We start from the raw sequence: 15164 nt of genomic DNA, 5'->3' as shown, positions 1-15164 counted from the left end.
GTATCCAGCCGGCCCGCATGACGGGCCGGCTGGCCATGTGGAGAACACGATGCAATTTTCGACAATGATGGCCTTGGCGGCCATGCTTGCGTTCAGCCCCGTCCAGGCGGCCCAGGTCAGCGTGCACGACCCCGTGATGGCCAGGGAAGGCGACACGTATTATTTGTACAGCACGGGTCCCGGCATCACCTTCTACAGCTCGAAGAATATGCGCGACTGGCAGCCGGAAGGGCGCGTCTTCGCGGGCCAGCCGACCTGGGCCAAGACGGCCGCACCGTCGTTTGACGATCATATCTGGGCGCCCGATGTCCAGTTCCATGACGGCAAATATTACCTGTACTACTCGGTGTCCGGCTTCGGCAAGAACACGTCCGGCATCGGCGTGACCGTCAATACCACCTTGAATCCCCGCTCGCCCGATTACCGCTGGGTCGACCAGGGCATGCTGCTGCAATCGGTGCCCGAGCGCGACGAGTGGAATGCCATCGACTCGAACATCGTCACCGATGCCAAGGGCACGCCGTGGATGGCCTTCGGCTCGTTCTGGAACGGCATCAAACTGGTGAAACTCAACGCCGACTGGAAAACCATTGCGGAACCGCAAGAGTGGCATTCGCTGGCGCGCCGCGTGCCGCTGCCGCCACGGGCGGGCGAATTCAAGCCCGCGCCAGAGGAAATCGAGGCGCCGTTCATCTTCCAGCGCGGCAATGAATACTTCCTGTTCGTCTCCTGGGGCTTGTGCTGCCAGAAGGAAAAAAGCACGTATCACCTGACCGTGGGCCGTTCGAAAAGCGTGACGGGGCCGTATCTGGACAAGGATGGCCGCGACATGGCGCAGGGCGGCGGCACGGTGGTCTTGAAAGGCGACAAGGATTGGCGGGGCCTGGGCCACAACAGCGCCTACACGTTTGACGGCAAGGATTACCTGGTGCTGCACGCCTACGAGACGGCGGATAACTATTTGCAGAAGCTCAAGATCTTGCCCATGACGTGGGACAAGGACGGCTGGCCGCAGGTGGACCCGCGCGACTTGAACCGCTACCAGAGCCGCGAATTGCCGGCCGCCAAACGGTAAGCGGACCAGGGGATGGGCGGCAGGTGATACGCAAATCGGTATCGCAAGCGAAAAAGAATTGATTGGATGGCTATGTTGCTTTCTCCTACCATGGGTTCATAAAAAACCGCCCATCCGGCATCCGGCTGTGATGGTATTCCAAAAAAAACTGGAGACAAGAATGAAATTGACACGCCGCACACTCCTCGCCAGCGCCATGCTGCTGGCCGCTTCCGCCACCACCTTCGCTACCTCGTCCGCGTTTGCCGCCAAGCCCCTCGTCATGGGCTTTTCGCAGGTAGGCGCCGAGAGCGAGTGGCGCACCGCCAATACCGTCTCCATCAAGGAGGCGGCCAAGAAAGATGGCGTCACCCTGAAATTTGCCGATGCGCAGCAAAAACAGGAAAACCAGGTCAAGGCCCTGCGCTCGTTCATCGCGCAAAAGGTCGACGTGATCGCCTTCTCGCCGGTCGTGGAATCGGGCTGGGATACGGTGCTGCGCGAAGCCAAGGCCGCCAAGATTCCCGTCATCCTGACGGACCGCGCCGTCAACGTGGCCGATAAATCGCTGTACGTGACCTTCATCGGTTCCGATTTCGTGGAAGAGGGCCGCCGCGCCGGCCAATGGCTGCTGGACTATGCCAAGAAAACCCCGGACGCGCAACTGAACATCGTCGAGCTGCAGGGCACGGTCGGTTCCGCGCCCGCCATCGACCGCAAGGAAGGCTTCCAGGAAGTCATCGGCAAGAATCCGAAGATGAAGATCATCCGTTCGCAAACGGGCGACTTTACGCGCGCCAAGGGCAAGGAAGTGATGGAAGCGTTCCTCAAGGCGGAAGGCAAGAAGATCAACGTGCTGTACGCGCACAATGACGACATGGCCATCGGCGCCATCCAGGCCATCGAAGAAGCGGGCATAAAGCCGGGCAAGGACATCATCATTATCTCGATCGATGGCGTCAAAGGCGCGTTCGAAGCCATGATCGCCGGCAAGCTGAACGTCACCGTCGAATGCAGCCCGCTGCTGGGCCCGCAATTGATGTCGATCGCCCGCGACGTGGTGGCCGGCAAGCCCGTGCCGGCGCGCATCACGACGGTGGAAGGCGTGTTCCCTGCCGAGGTGGCCGCCAAGGAATTCCCGAACCGTAAGTACTAAGCTTGCCGCATGATGAATACGCAAGCGCAACACAACGCCGCGCCAGCTCCCTTGCTGGAGTTGCGCGGCATCAGCAAGTCCTTTCCTGGCGTCAAAGCCCTCAGCGACGTTGCCCTGCGCCTGTATCCGGGCGAAGTGCACACCTTGATGGGGCAGAACGGCGCCGGGAAATCGACGCTGATCAAGGTGCTGACGGGCGTCTACACGCCCGACAGCGGCCAGATTCTGTTTGAAGGCAAGCCCATCGCCCCCGCCTCCACCTCGGACGCGCAGGCGCTCGGCATCAGCACCGTGTACCAGGAAGTCAATCTGTGTCCGAACCTGTCGGTGGCGGAAAACATCTTTATCGGCCGCTACCCGCGCCGCTTCGGGGCCATCGACTGGCGTTCCATGCAGCAGCAGGCGCGTGCCTTGCTGCAGCAATTGCAGATCGATATCGATGTCACCGCGCAATTGTCCAGCTTTCCGCTGGCCATCCAGCAAATGGTGGCCATTTCGCGCGCGCTGAACATTTCTGCCCGCGTGCTGATCCTCGACGAACCCACGTCCAGCCTGGACGAGGCGGAAGTCCATCTGCTGTTTTCCGTGCTGCGCCGCCTGCGCGAGCAGGGCATGGCGATCCTGTTCGTGACGCACTTCCTCGACCAGACCTACGCCATTTCCGACCGCATCACGGTCATGCGCAACGGCGAGCGCGAAGGCGAATACGCGTGCAGCGAACTGTCGCGCCTGGCGCTGGTGAACAAGATGATCGGCGTGGCGGCCGATACCGTGGCGCAAGAGCTTGATCTGGCGCAAGAAGCGGGCGCCGCCAGCTTCGGCCCGACTGTGCTGGAAGCAACAGGACTGGGCCGCAAGGGCGCCTTGCTGCCCATGGATTTCCACATCCGCCAGGGTGAATTGCTGGGCCTGGCGGGTTTGCTCGGTTCAGGCCGCACGGAACTGGCGCGCTTGCTGTTCGGCGCCGACAAGGCGGACTCGGGCACGATCACCATGCAAGGCCAGCCGCGCCAGTTCGCCGTGCCGCGCGACGCGATTGCCCGCGATATCGGTTTCTGCTCGGAAGACCGCAAGCACGAGGGCGCGATCCTGTCGCTGTCCGTGCGCGAAAACATCATTTTGGCCTTGCAAGCCCGTACAGGCTTGCTGCGCGCCATCCCGTTCAAACGCCAGCAGGCGCTGGCCGACGAATATGTGAAGGCGCTGGGCATCAAGACGGCCAGCATCGAGACGCCGATCGGCAGCCTGTCGGGCGGCAATCAGCAGAAGGCCTTGCTGGCGCGCTGGCTGGTGACGTCGCCCGCCATGCTGATTCTCGACGAACCCACGCGCGGCATCGACGTGCGCGCCAAGCAGGAAATCATGAGCTATGTCAGCAAGCTGTGCCGCAAGGGCATGGCGATTCTGTTCATCTCGTCCGAATTGCCCGAAGTGCTGCGCTGCAGCGACCGCATCGTCGTCATGCGCGACCGCAAGGCGTGCGGCGACTATGCGCGCGGCGAGCTCGATGACAGTTCCGTGCTGCAAGTGATTGCCGGAGAGACAGCATGAGCATGACCACACCGTCGCCCGCCGCCCCTGCGGCGCGGGCGGCTGCCACCACGGATTCTTCCATTGTGCATACCGTTTTACACCACCCCCTGAGCCGGCCCCTGGCCGCGCTGTGCTTGCTGCTGCTGGTCGATCTTTTTGCCATCCCCGGCTTTTTCCATCTGGAAGTGCGCGATGGCCACCTGTACGGCAGCGTGATCGACATCGTCAACCGCGCCGCGCCGCTGATGCTGGCCGCGCTGGGCATGACCCTGGTCATCGCCACGCGCGGCATCGACATTTCCGTGGGCGCCGTCGTGGCCCTGTCCGGCACTGTGGCGGCCATGCTGATCGGCGGCAGCATGGTGATGGAGAACGGCGTGCCGACCTACGTGAGCAACATCCCCATGGGCTGGGCCCTGGCGGCGGCCTTGGGCGCGGCCCTGCTGTGCGGCGCCTGGAATGGCGTGCTGGTGGCCGGTCTCGGCTTGCAGCCCATCGTCGCCACCCTGATCCTGATGGTGGCGGGGCGCGGCCTGGCGCAATTGCTCACGGATGGGCAAATCGTCACCGTCTACTACCAGCCGTTCTTTTTCATCGGCAGCGGTTACCTGTTCGGCTTGCCGTTTTCCCTGTTTCTCGTCGCTGCCGTGTTCCTCATCACGGCCGTGCTGATGCGCAAGACGGCGCTGGGCCTGTTCATCCAGGCCGTCGGCATCAATCCCGTCGCCGCGCGCCTGGCCGGCATCAGGACGGCGACCCTGATCTTCTTCGTCTACGTGTTTTGCGCCGCCTGCGCGGGGCTGTCGGGCCTGATGATCAGCTCGAACATCAAGAGCGCCGACGCGAACAACGCGGGCCTGATGCTGGAACTCGACGCCATCCTGGCCGTGACCCTGGGCGGTACGTCCCTGGCTGGCGGCAAGTTCAGCTTGGTCGGCAGCATGATCGGCGCGCTCATCATCCAGACCCTGACCTACACCATCTATTCGCTGGGTGTGCCGCCGGAAGTCAACATGGTCGTCAAGTCGGTCGTCGTCTTCCTCGTCTGCCTGTCGCAATCGTCGGAATTCAAGCAATTGCTGCATCGGAGAAAAGCATGAAGGGCTTGCTGCACACCCCGTATTTCACCTCGCTCGTCACGGTCTTGCTGCTGGTGGTGATGCTGGGCCTGGGCGGCGCCGCCTACCCGGGCCTGCTGTCGACGCAAGTGGTCTTTAACCTGTTGATCGATAACGCCTTTTTGCTGGTGATCGCCGTCGGCATGACCTTCGTCATCGTTTCCGGCGGCATCGACCTGTCCGTCGGTTCCGTGTTGGCCCTGTCGACCATGATCGCCGCCTGGCTGCTGAACGTGGCGCACTGGCCGCCGCTCCTGGTGATCGTCACCGTGCTGGCGCTGGGCACCGTGTTTGGCGCCGGCATGGGCGCGCTGATCCATTATTTCAAGTTGCAGCCCTTCATCGTCACCTTGGCCGGCATGTTTTTGGCGCGCGGACTGTGCTATTTGATCAGCATCAACTCCATCACCATAGCCGATCCGCTGTTCGTCGCCATGTCGCAGACGCAACTGGGCTTTCTCGGCGGCTTCGTCTCGCCCGGCGTCGTCATCGCCGTGCTGACCCTGCTGCTGGCCATCTGGCTGGCGCACGCCACGCCGTTCGGCCGCGCCGTGTATGCGATCGGCGGCAATGAGCAGTCGGCCCTGATGATGGGCTTGCCCGTGGGCCGCACCAAGGTCTTCATTTATGCCTTCAGCGGCTTTTGTGCTTCGCTCGGCGGCGTGCTGTTTTCGTTCTACATGCTGTCCGGCTATGGCTTGCATGCGCAAGGCACGGAACTGGACGCGATTGCCGCCGTCGTCATCGGCGGCACCCTGCTCAGCGGCGGCTACGGCTATGTGGCGGGCGCCCTGTCCGGCGTGCTGGTGCTGGGCACCATCCAGACCCTGATCGCCTTCGACGGCACGCTCAGTTCGTGGTGGACCAAGATCGTCATCGGCGGCCTGCTGTTCGTCTTTTGCGTCGTGCAAAGACTGATGGCCATGGGCCAGAAAAATACCAACGGGAGTTAATCTGATGTTCAAGCAACACACACGTGCCGCCATTGGCATGGCGGCGGTGCTCGCCTGTGCGGCATGCGGCGCGCAGGCGGCCAACCCCATCGTGAAAAATATCTACACGGGCGATCCGGCCGCGCTGGTCGACAATGGCAGGGTGTACCTGTACGTGGGTCACGATGAAGCGAGCGCCACGGATACGGATTACCGGATGAACGAATGGCGCGTGTATTCCTCGTGCGACATGGCGAACTGGACCGACCACGGCTCGCCCGTGCGCTTTTCCACTTTTGCCTGGGCCGGCAAGGATGCGTGGGCGGGCGACATCGTCAAGCGCGGCAGCAAATACTATTTCTATTCGACCGTCGACCACAAGACCATTCCCGGCAAGGCCATCGGCGTGGCCGTCTCCGACAGCCCGACCGGCCCCTTCGTCGACGCGCGCGGCAGCGCCCTGATCACGAATGACATGACGAAGCAGACGGCGATCCCGTGGGACGACATCGACCCGGCCGTCTTCATCGATACGGATGGCCAGGCCTACATTTATTGGGGCAACACGGTCTTGAAATACGCCAAGCTCAAGGCCAACATGACGGAGCTCGATGGCCCGATTTTGACCTTCGGCATGGATGCGTTCACGGAAGCGGCCTATATGCACAAGCATGCGGGCACGTATTACCTGTCGTACTCGCGCAACTTCCCCGAAGAAACGGCGTACTCGACGGGACCAACGCCGACGGGGCCGTGGCATTTCCGCGGCACCATCATGGACAAGAATGCCGTCGTGAAAACCATCCACCAGGCCATCATCGAGTTCAACGGCAAGTCCTACATCTTCTATCACAACGACAAGTTGCCCGGCGGCGGAGAATACCGGCGCTCCGTGGCCGTGGAAGAGCTGAAATACAAGCCGGACGGCACGATCGAATTCATCCAGCAAACGGCTGGCCCGGCCGCCAACCCGAGCGCCGCCTGCAAGGCATCGTGACCGCTCGTTGACGACGCTCAAAAAGGAGACAAACCGATATCTGGAATATCGATATTGAGTTAAAACTGATATCGATCATGATATGATTTATTCATGGATACCCTCAACCCCAACTGGTTCTTGCGAGCCCGCCTGAAGACGCGGCAATTGCTGCTGTTGATCGCCCTTGACGAGCAGCGCAACATCCATCGCGCGGCGGAAGAATTGCACATGACGCAGCCGGCCGCGTCCAAGCAAATCAAGGACCTGGAAGAGATGCTGGACGTGCGCCTGTTCGACAGGTTGCCGCGCGGCATGGAGCCGACCATCTACGGCGAAACGATGATACGCCACGCGCGCATGGCCCTGACGAGCCTGTCCTTGGCGCATGACGACATCGTCGCACTCAAATCAGGCCTGACGGGCCAGGTGGAAGTGGGCGTCATCATGACGCCGGCCATGGCCTTGCTGCCGCGCGCGATTGCCCGCATCAAGCAGCAGGCGCCGCTGATGCGCATCGGCGTGCATTTGGAACACAGCAACACCCTGATGGACATGCTGCAGCACGGCACCCTGGATTTCATGATCGGGCGCATCCTGGAAAAGGAAAGCAGCGCCGGCCTCATCTATGAAGAATTGACGGAAGAGCCGGCCAGCGCCGTGGCGCGCAATGGCCACCCGCTGCTGTCGCGCAAGAATCTGCAATTGAAGGACCTGGCGGCCCAGCCGTGGATATTGCCGCCGCAAGGCAGCATCCTGCGCCACCGTTTCGACATGATGTTCCGCCGCGCCAGCCTGGAGCCGCCCGTCGACGTGGTCGACACGACCGCCTTGCTCTTGATCACGTCATTGCTGCAGCAGACGGACTCGCTGCACGTGATGCCGACGGAAGTCGCCCATTACTATGAGTCGCTGAACGTGCTGAGCATTTTGCCCATCGAGTTGCCGTGCAAGATGGATGCGTTCGGCATCATCCGCCAGCAGGATCATTTGCTGTCGCCGGGGGCGGATATGCTGTTGAAAGCGGTACGGGCGACGGCCGCCGACATGTATTGACCCGAGGCGGTGGTTGTGTCGGATTACGCGCTTGCGCTAATCCGACCTACGCATGGTCCGGTGACTGGTAGGTCGGATTAGCCCGCAGGGCGTAATCCGACAATTGCCCGTTACGCCTAATCCGGCACCTCAAAGAAAAACAGCTGCACCAATCGTCCATTTTCCGGCGCGTCGCCAAACACATTGCTGATCGAGTGAAAGTAGTGCCCCTTGTACACGATCAACCGGTTATGGCGCATCGGCACTTCCAGCAGGGCTTGCCAACTGTCGCGCTGTTCCTGTAAATCGTTGAATTTCTGTACTTTACTGTTCGGCAGCCAGCGTTTCTGGAAATCCTTGAAGCTGGCGTAGCCGCCCGCCTTGACGTCCGCCTCGGGCAGTCTCCGGTACCAGCCGCTGGGCTGGTGGCGCCAGAACGTGGTGCCGCCCTGGCACTGCTCGGGCGGGTTCAGATACAGCACGCCCGCATAGAAATTGAAATTGTTGCCCGTCTCGTTGTCCACGTGGATATCCGTGCGCGCCATCGCGTCCGCATAGCTGAGGCGATACGAACCGTTGTCGGGCGAAATAAAACGGATGGGGCGGCCCAGCGCCGTGGCGATGCGCTCCATGATGGCTTGACTGGGCTGGCCCGCCGTCTGGCTGCCCGGATAATTCTGTCCCGCATAGCGCTGCTGCTCGAACGGCAGCGCCAGCGCCTGCGCGCGCCAGGCGGCCGGATCGGGCAGGAAATCGTCGAGGATGTGCAGGTCGGTTTCACGGATAAAATCGTGCAGGGTGTCCGCGACATTGAGCGGCGTCAATGTTTCTGCCTGTTCCGCTTGCGGACTGGCAAAGCCGATGCAGCACGTTTGCGCCAGCGCCGGATGCAGCGCCAGGGCTTGCGCATAGCGGGCCAAGGCCAGTTCCTGCTGTCCCGTGCGGTAATACAGTTCGGCCAGGCCCTGCAGGGTTTGCCAGCGCTGGGGGCGCAGGGCGTGGGCACGTTCCAGTTCGGCGATGGTCTCCATCAGCCGCTGTTTCCCCATCAGCAATTCGGCATGGCTGATGGCGAAATCGTGTTCGTGCGGCGCCAGCCGCGCCGCCATGGCGTAGCTGGCCAGCGCCGCCTCGCTGTCCGTGCCGCGCAGCACGTTGCCGAGGTTGTAGTGGAACAGAGGGTTCTCCGGCTGCTGCCTGAGCGACAGTTTCAACAGGCCCAGGCCGAAGGCGCCCTGGCCCAGTTCCAGCATCGCCAGGCCCTGGAAATGCTGCGCTTCGGCCAGGGCCGGGTCTTGTTGATACGCGGCCTGGTAGGCGTTGATCGCTTCGATCAGCTTGCCTTGCTGCTGCAGTTGCCGACCCTTGGCCAGCTGTTGTTCCGCCAGTGTCTGTTCGCCCATGTCAGTATCCCGATGCAATGTGGCGAACAGTGTAACCGAGCTCGTTCTACAGTGCCTGGCTGACAGGAATTTCCTGCCCGTTCAGCTTGATCGCCACCTTGACGATCTGGGCCTTGACCTGGTTGCTGGCCATGTCCGCTTCCTGGGCGTAGGCGTACACGATGATGGCGAAATCCTTGTAGCCGCTGCGCGCCGCCTCGATCTTGCGCGCCGCCTCCTGGTCCACTTTCAGCAGCGCGTAGCCGTCGCCGTTGGTAAATGCCAGCTTGTAGTCGCCGTTGTCGTACATGTAGTAATACGTGCCCGCTTCGGCGAACTTGGCGGGGAAGGCGGCCTTGTCCATCGCGTACGGCGACAGCGCGCCCTGGCCGTTGATCTGATAGCGCAGGTAGCGCTTCGTCTTCGCTTCATTGACCTTGGCGTCGATCTGCGGTTTCAGCGCGTCGAGCACTTCCTGCTTGCGGAAGGCGTCGTTGCTGCCCGCATATTCGCGCGAGATGCGCTGCGCCACGGCCGCGTAGTCGGGCGGCACGCCGGACAGGGCGATGTAGCTGTACATCAGCTGGTTGCCGCTGGTGATGTCGATATAGCTGGCGTTTGGCGTGGCAGCATCCGCTTGCGGCAGGCTTGCGGCGGCCGCCTTGACTTGCGCCTTGGCGGCCATGTCGGCGACATTCGCGGCGACGGGGGCGGAGGCGGCCGGTGTGGCGGTGTCGGTCTTGCCGCAGGCGGACAGGATCACGGCGATGGCGAGCAGGGCGGGCAGGGTACGGTTCATGATATTTCCTTTAGTGAATGTGTGAGGTGACTTAGCCGATGGTTTTACGTTTGTATTCGCCGATGCCGTAAGCGGCCAGGACAATGCTGGCCGCCAGCACCAGGTAAAAGCCGATGCCGAACGAGAGTCCCTGCCACACTTGGCCCAGCATTTCGCTGGCCATCTGCTCGGCCATGCGGGCCGCGCGGCTGCCCATGATGCCGCCCATGGCGTTGCCCGCGTCGCTGACGGCGCTCTTGATCTTGATGAACAGCAAGCTGCTGTGGAGGACGATGAACAGCAGCGGCGCGCACTTGCCCAGCGCCGCTTTCGGGTGGTTGCTGGCCATGGTGGCGCAGCAGGCGGTAATGGCCAGCAGGAAGAAGAATTGGGCCGAGGTAAAACCGCTGCCGCCATCGCGGGCAAAGCTTTCCAGGCTGTCCGCGGACAGGCCCAGCAGCTGCCAATAGGTGCGCGAGACGGAGGCGAACAAACGGATGCCGATGGTGTTGAAGATGAAGGCGCCGGCGATCAGCACGCCGAGAGCCCCCAGCACCTTGACGCCGAGCGCCGAGACGGCCCGGCCCCACAGTTGCTGGCCCTTGTCGCGCGCCAGCTTGGCGGCACCGGCCATGTCTTCCTGCGCCAGCTGCTGGGCGGGAATGGCCGTGACGGTGGCGAGGCCGCCGACGTCGTCGAAGCGCACGTCGACGACGGCGTTGATGGCGGGCGCCACGTCCGAGCGCCAGTGGGTGGCCACGTCGAAGGCATGCTGGATGCCGGCCACGCTGACGGAACCTTGTCCGCTTGCTTGGTAGGCGAGGATGCGGCCCCGTTGGCCGGTGGTAATGGTTGCTGCCGGGCTGGATGTGTGCATAAGATTTCCCTGGTCACTGTCATGCTGTATTGCATGTACCCACGGATAACGGGGGCAGTTCAGGGAAATCCAAAATTATTTGCAATTATTTTTTCGGTGGCTGTAATACGTCCTTGGCGGCGCCCTGGTAATCCTTCATCAAGCCCATGAAAGCGTCTTGCAAATGGCGGGCCGCATCCTGCGGCGGTGCGCCCGTGCGCCGCGCCAGGTCGAATTTATACGCATGGGCGGGACTGTAGCCGGCTTGCGAGGCGGCGTCCAGCAGCACGCCCGCCCGTTTCAATGACGCCGGGTCACCCTTGACCATCAGCAATTCGGCCAGGTAGGTCTGGGCAATCGGGAAATCCTTGGCGGCCGCCTTTTCCAGCCACTGCATGCCCGCCTTCGGCTGTTTGATGCCCGCATCGCCGCCGCCGATGCCGTAGCCGAGCGCCGTCAGCGCCACCAGATCGCCGCCCCGTGCGCGCTTTTCCAGCTGCTGGCGGGGAAACGGCCGTGCCGCGATCTGCATGCGGATTTCATGGTTGATGTCTTGCAGCACATTGCCTGGCCACACCTTGGCCCCCGGTGCGGCCGGCTTTTCCACCGCTGGGGCAGGCGCCGGGACCGGTGCGCGCATGCCGCCCTGTCCTTGCGCGCCGGCCAGCACGCTGGCTGGAGGCTGGCTGACGCCCTTGCCGCTGCCCATGTTCAACACGAGGCGCGCCGACGTTTCGCCAAATGACACGCGCGGTTTTTGCACGTCGTGCGTCATGGTGGCGACCCTGGCCGCCACTTGCGAGAAGACGTCGCTCATGGGCAAGCCCGGCGCGTCGAGCGCGTCGAGCAGGGCGCTGGTGTACGGGCTGTTGCGCGAATCGGGCGACCAGAAATCGCGCGCCAGGGCGCCGGGACCGGCAGAATAGGCGATCACCACGCCGCGTGGCGCTTGCGTATCGGCAAAGCCGTGGCTGGCCGCATTGCCGCCGCCAGTGACCATCACGGCGCCGCCGCGCGTATATTCCTGGCGGCAAGCGTCGAGGATCAGCACGGCGCCGCGCGCGCCCGTGCGCTGCAGGTCGCCCGCCAGGCTGGACACGGACACGCCCTGCGCGGCGATGGCGGCAGCGCTGAGCGCATTCATGTTGGCGCCCAGCGGCAGCACATAATTGGCTTCGCCCGCCTGGGCGCCGTGACCCGCGTAAAACACGAGGGCGATATCGGCGCCGCGCGCCTGCGTGGAAAACTCGGCCGACGCCTTTTGCAGCTGTTGCGCATTGATGTCCGTGCGCAACAGCACTTCAAAGCCCAGGCGGCGCAGGCGCTCGGCCATGGCGCGCGCATCGTTTACGGGGTTCAGCAACGGCTGCGGATAGGCCGCGTTGCCGATCACCAGGGCGATGCGCTTGCCGGGAGCCGCCGGCAAGGCGGCGTGCGCGACGTTGCTGAGCAGTAAAAAGAACAGGCTGAAAAACAGGGAAATCAGGCGTTGCATCAGGGTCTCGGGGATTGTCGTGAAAGTAACAAAAGTTAGCGATTTTTACTGTGATATGAGAAAATTGCCTAAATGCATTTTACCTTACTGACAAGTTTCTCTTGTCTGGCCAGCGCACGGTGGGTATCGCCGCCGGCCAGTGGCGCGTGCCGCCCAACACACGATCGGACCGGCTTTGCAATCGGAACAATTTGAACGGATTCATGACTTCTGGACGCGCCGCCAGCGGCTGACACAAGGCGAACTGGGCGAGTTTTACCAGCGCGTCATTGCCGCGCTGACGCCGTGCCGCCCGCGCGAGGCGGCCTCGCTCGGCGACTCGCTGGCCGACTTGCGCCACCAGTTTTTCATCGAAAAAGTCCTGCACGGCGACAGCGAGGCCGCGCCCCACCACATCGGTGCCCTGTTTTTGTACTTCAAGCGTTTCATCATCGACCAGCTGCGCAAGCAGCGCGATGACGAAGATGCCGATGCACAAGAGGGCTGCGAGCTGCGCGCGCCCGATGCGTATGCGGAACCGCTGCGCGACTACCAGCTCACGCCGCAGCAAGTGCGCGCCGCGGCCGACGTGTTCATCACCACCTTGCCCGACGATTTGATCTTGCTGCTGCGCCATTGCGGCTGCGGCGGCATGCCCGTCAAGGAATTGGCCGAGCAGATCGCTTCCGCGCATTACCATGGCGGAAAATTAGGCCTCGTGCACCGGCAGAAGGGCGATCCCGCCAGCGCCGGGCGCCAGGTGGTCGAGCCGGCCCACCGCGCCACCTTGCTGGGCAGCTGGGTCTTGAACCTGCTCAAGCTGCGCGTGGGCGATGCCCTGGCCGCGCGCGATATGCAGGCGGCGCAAATAGTTTTGGATATTTTGTGCGTGGCCGCGTTATCCCTGCACATGGACCCCGCGTCCACCCACCCGAACCCTGATGAAAGGCCAACGGCATGAACGCATTGACGCCCTCGCTGGCCATCGTTGCCGCGCGCCTGCCGTCGCCCCCATCTTCCGCCGAACTGCTGGACGACGAGGTGGCGGGCACTACCCCCGACTGGCGCGGCATTGCCGTGCCGGAACACCTGCTGCAGCGTTTCGAGCGCCGCAGCGATTCCGCGCCGCTGGCCGCGCGGCCCATCGCGGGCGGGCAGATCCACCTGCTGGCGCGCCTTCCCGGTTTTGGCGCCGTGCTGCTTGACGCCTGGGACAGCACGCGGCAGCGCTGGCGCGGCTGGCTCGTCACGCCGGACGCGGCGTATGCGGATGCCTGCGGCCTCGTGGTCGAGGAGCGCGACGCGCCCGCCGACCCCCGCGCGGGCCTGGTGTTGTGCGACATGCCCGTGACCCTGGCCGTGACGGACCTGGGCGCCTGCCTGGGCGTGTTCAGCCAGGAGCGCCTGCAGGCGGCGCGCTGGCTGGAGCTGCATGGCCGTTCCAATGGGGCCACGGCGGCGCCCGGCGTGATCGCCCGCGTGGCCTTGCCTGGCGACGGCTATGCGCTGACGGGCACGCCCCTGTCGAGCGAGCTGGGCAAGGATGGCCGCGTGGCCTACCGGCAATTGCTGCGCCAGGGCTTGCAGCAGTTGCAGATCGCTTCGGCCGATGCCGCCGCGCCACAGGCGGCGCCAATCAAGGCAGCCAATGCGAACCGCTGGCTGAAAATTGTCACGGCCGTGGCCGCCAGCGTGATGGTGGTGCAATCGGCGTGGCTGTTCCTGCCGAAAGATCAGGCTGTCGTCGGCAATGCGGAATTCCGCAGCGGCAGTGGCAGCGGCGTCGAGACGGGCGTGCGCACGCGCGTGCTGTTCCGCGCCGAAGCGACGGAAGCGGAGATCCGCACCTGGCTGCAGCGCGAGCAGCTGGAAATCGTCGCCGGACCGGACACCCTGGGCGCCTTCACCGTGCTGTCGCGCAACCGCCAGAAAGTCTTGCCGCCGCCAGGCCCGGGCAATCCGCTGGCCGTCATCAATCCCTGAATCTTGAAATAAGAGAAAGTTATCAAGCATGACAACGTATAAGAATTTTGCATCCGCGCACTGGCGCAAGCTGGCCCTGAGCGTGGCCGCCGGCATCCTGCTGACGGGTTGCGCCATGACGCCGAACGGCCGTGGCGGCGTGATGATGGGCCTCGATACGGCCGAGCTGTTCGGCACGCCGCTGTCCACCTTCCGCCTGCGCGACGGCACGGAAGGCACCTTGCGCAAGGATCCGCAAGGCAAGTATTCGATCAAGCTGTCGCAGGCGTTTCGCGTCGTGCCGCTGGCCAACGCGATCACGGCCCGCGTGGCGCGCGTGGAAAACGTGGGCGAGCGCACCGTGGTGATCGTGGAAACGCAGGAGCGCGGCTGCGCCTACCGCTATGAAGTGCTGGCGTTCCAGGGCACGGACGTGCTGCAGTGGACGGTGGGCAATTGCAAGGACCGCCCCCGCGTGGAACTGGCGGCGGACGCGAAATCGCTGAATATCGACTTTCCCAACTACAACCGCCTGTCGCGCATGATCTACACGGACAACCGCCTGCTCAACGCCAGCGTGGCCGTGCCGCCCGGCGTCGATACCCGCGCCCAGCCGTTTGCCGACGACGGCTTGCGCGCTACCGGCCCCGCCATCGCCACCGTGCCTGGCAGCGGCAGCGACAGCGGCCGCGTGATTCCCGCGCCCCCGGCCCCGGCATCGGCCCCGGCCGCCGCGCCGAAAGCGGGCAGCCGCGCCAGCGCCAAGCCGCGCCGCCAGGAAACTCCGGCCAGGGCGGCGGCACCCGCCATCAGCGTGCCCGCCCCGCGCGGTGCCGCGCCGGCGTCCGCGCCGATGATCTTCCAGGCTGAAGAGATCAAGCCCGTCGTCATCGATCTGAGGAAATAAG

At 63.6% G+C, this 15164-nt stretch carries 14 protein-coding genes; 10 read left to right on the top strand and 4 right to left on the bottom strand.

The genetic code is table 11. The annotated features are described in order from the left end of the window. Positions 1–49 precede the first annotated feature (49 nt). From AC1Q6X_RS09715 to AC1Q6X_RS09685, 7 genes are all read left to right on the top strand, one after another. Positions 50–1075: an arabinan endo-1,5-alpha-L-arabinosidase gene (locus AC1Q6X_RS09715; RefSeq protein WP_492496665.1), complete on the top strand. Its 1026-nt coding sequence runs from the start codon at positions 50–52 to the stop codon at positions 1073–1075. Positions 1076–1235: 160 nt separating this feature from the next. After that, complete coding sequence (locus tag AC1Q6X_RS09710; RefSeq protein WP_492496663.1) at positions 1236–2210, top strand: ABC transporter substrate-binding protein; 975 nt, start codon at positions 1236–1238, stop codon at positions 2208–2210. Positions 2211–2219: 9 nt separating this feature from the next. Then, positions 2220–3761: a sugar ABC transporter ATP-binding protein gene (locus tag AC1Q6X_RS09705; protein WP_492496661.1), complete on the top strand. Its 1542-nt coding sequence runs from the start codon at positions 2220–2222 to the stop codon at positions 3759–3761. Continuing rightward, positions 3758–4843, top strand: a complete 1086-nt coding sequence (locus AC1Q6X_RS09700) for an ABC transporter permease (RefSeq protein ID WP_492496659.1) — start codon at positions 3758–3760, stop codon at positions 4841–4843. The genes AC1Q6X_RS09705 and AC1Q6X_RS09700 overlap by 4 nt, the downstream gene beginning before the upstream one ends. Further along, entirely contained in the window at positions 4840–5814 is a 975-nt protein-coding gene (yjfF, locus tag AC1Q6X_RS09695; protein ID WP_492496657.1) for a galactofuranose ABC transporter, permease protein YjfF, read from the top strand. Before AC1Q6X_RS09700 ends, yjfF begins: the two co-directional genes overlap by 4 nt. A 4-nt stretch (positions 5815–5818) precedes the next feature. Further along, positions 5819–6790, top strand: a complete 972-nt coding sequence (locus AC1Q6X_RS09690) for a glycoside hydrolase family 43 protein (RefSeq protein WP_492496655.1) — start codon at positions 5819–5821, stop codon at positions 6788–6790. Positions 6791–6883: 93 nt separating this feature from the next. Continuing rightward, entirely contained in the window at positions 6884–7825 is a 942-nt protein-coding gene (locus tag AC1Q6X_RS09685) for a LysR family transcriptional regulator (protein WP_070219038.1), read from the top strand. A gap of 116 nt (positions 7826–7941) precedes the next feature. Here the strand turns inward: AC1Q6X_RS09685 and AC1Q6X_RS09680 are convergent, their stop codons facing one another. The 4 genes from AC1Q6X_RS09680 to AC1Q6X_RS09665 all read right to left on the bottom strand — a co-directional run bounded on the left by AC1Q6X_RS09680 (position 7942) and on the right by AC1Q6X_RS09665 (position 12315). Beyond that, positions 7942–9207, bottom strand: a complete 1266-nt coding sequence (locus AC1Q6X_RS09680) for a DUF6445 family protein (RefSeq protein WP_492496652.1) — start codon at positions 9205–9207, stop codon at positions 7942–7944. A gap of 46 nt (positions 9208–9253) precedes the next feature. Beyond that, positions 9254–9985 carry a hypothetical protein gene (locus AC1Q6X_RS09675; RefSeq protein WP_121670848.1) on the bottom strand — a complete coding sequence of 244 codons (732 nt, stop codon included), beginning with the start codon at positions 9983–9985 and terminating at the stop codon, positions 9254–9256. A 31-nt stretch (positions 9986–10016) separates the two neighbouring features. After that, positions 10017–10841 (bottom strand): hypothetical protein, encoded by an 825-nt coding sequence (locus AC1Q6X_RS09670; RefSeq protein WP_492496650.1) that lies wholly within the window; start codon positions 10839–10841, stop codon positions 10017–10019. 85 nt (positions 10842–10926) lie between these two features. Next, entirely contained in the window at positions 10927–12315 is a 1389-nt protein-coding gene (locus AC1Q6X_RS09665) for a caspase family protein (RefSeq protein ID WP_492496648.1), read from the bottom strand. 175 nt (positions 12316–12490) lie between these two features. Between AC1Q6X_RS09665 and AC1Q6X_RS09660 the strand changes: the two genes are divergently transcribed. The 3 genes from AC1Q6X_RS09660 to AC1Q6X_RS09650 are packed head-to-tail and all read left to right on the top strand — an operon-like array spanning position 12491 to position 15163. After that, complete coding sequence (locus tag AC1Q6X_RS09660; protein WP_492496646.1) at positions 12491–13255, top strand: hypothetical protein; 765 nt, start codon at positions 12491–12493, stop codon at positions 13253–13255. Further along, on the top strand, positions 13252–14277 hold the full coding sequence (locus AC1Q6X_RS09655) for a hypothetical protein (protein ID WP_492496644.1): 1026 nt from the start codon (positions 13252–13254) through the stop codon (positions 14275–14277). Before AC1Q6X_RS09660 ends, AC1Q6X_RS09655 begins: the two co-directional genes overlap by 4 nt. Positions 14278–14305: 28 nt before the next feature. Beyond that, complete coding sequence (locus AC1Q6X_RS09650) at positions 14306–15163, top strand: hypothetical protein (RefSeq protein ID WP_492496642.1); 858 nt, start codon at positions 14306–14308, stop codon at positions 15161–15163. Position 15164: the final 1 nt, after the last annotated feature.

The sequence above is a fragment of the Janthinobacterium sp. GW823-FHT06H09 genome (genome assembly GCF_058794735.1).
This window is presented reverse-complemented; position numbering and strand designations above follow the sequence as displayed.

Bases quoted from the DNA above. Each gene is read 5' to 3' on its own strand.
- AC1Q6X_RS09715 (WP_492496665.1), top strand. From the start codon at position 50: ATGCAATTTTCGACAATGATGGCCTTGGCGGCCATGCTTGCGTTCAGC.
- AC1Q6X_RS09710 (WP_492496663.1), top strand. From the start codon at position 1,236: ATGAAATTGACACGCCGCACACTCCTCGCCAGCGCCATGCTGCTGGCC.
- AC1Q6X_RS09705 (WP_492496661.1), top strand. From the start codon at position 2,220: ATGATGAATACGCAAGCGCAACACAACGCCGCGCCAGCTCCCTTGCTG.
- AC1Q6X_RS09700 (WP_492496659.1), top strand. From the start codon at position 3,758: ATGAGCATGACCACACCGTCGCCCGCCGCCCCTGCGGCGCGGGCGGCT.
- yjfF (WP_492496657.1), top strand. From the start codon at position 4,840: ATGAAGGGCTTGCTGCACACCCCGTATTTCACCTCGCTCGTCACGGTC.
- AC1Q6X_RS09690 (WP_492496655.1), top strand. From the start codon at position 5,819: ATGTTCAAGCAACACACACGTGCCGCCATTGGCATGGCGGCGGTGCTC.
- AC1Q6X_RS09685 (WP_070219038.1), top strand. From the start codon at position 6,884: ATGGATACCCTCAACCCCAACTGGTTCTTGCGAGCCCGCCTGAAGACG.
- AC1Q6X_RS09680 (WP_492496652.1), bottom strand. From the start codon at position 9,207: ATGGGCGAACAGACACTGGCGGAACAACAGCTGGCCAAGGGTCGGCAA.
- AC1Q6X_RS09675 (WP_121670848.1), bottom strand. From the start codon at position 9,985: ATGAACCGTACCCTGCCCGCCCTGCTCGCCATCGCCGTGATCCTGTCC.
- AC1Q6X_RS09670 (WP_492496650.1), bottom strand. From the start codon at position 10,841: ATGCACACATCCAGCCCGGCAGCAACCATTACCACCGGCCAACGGGGC.
- AC1Q6X_RS09665 (WP_492496648.1), bottom strand. From the start codon at position 12,315: ATGCAACGCCTGATTTCCCTGTTTTTCAGCCTGTTCTTTTTACTGCTC.
- AC1Q6X_RS09655 (WP_492496644.1), top strand. From the start codon at position 13,252: ATGAACGCATTGACGCCCTCGCTGGCCATCGTTGCCGCGCGCCTGCCG.
- AC1Q6X_RS09650 (WP_492496642.1), top strand. From the start codon at position 14,306: ATGACAACGTATAAGAATTTTGCATCCGCGCACTGGCGCAAGCTGGCC.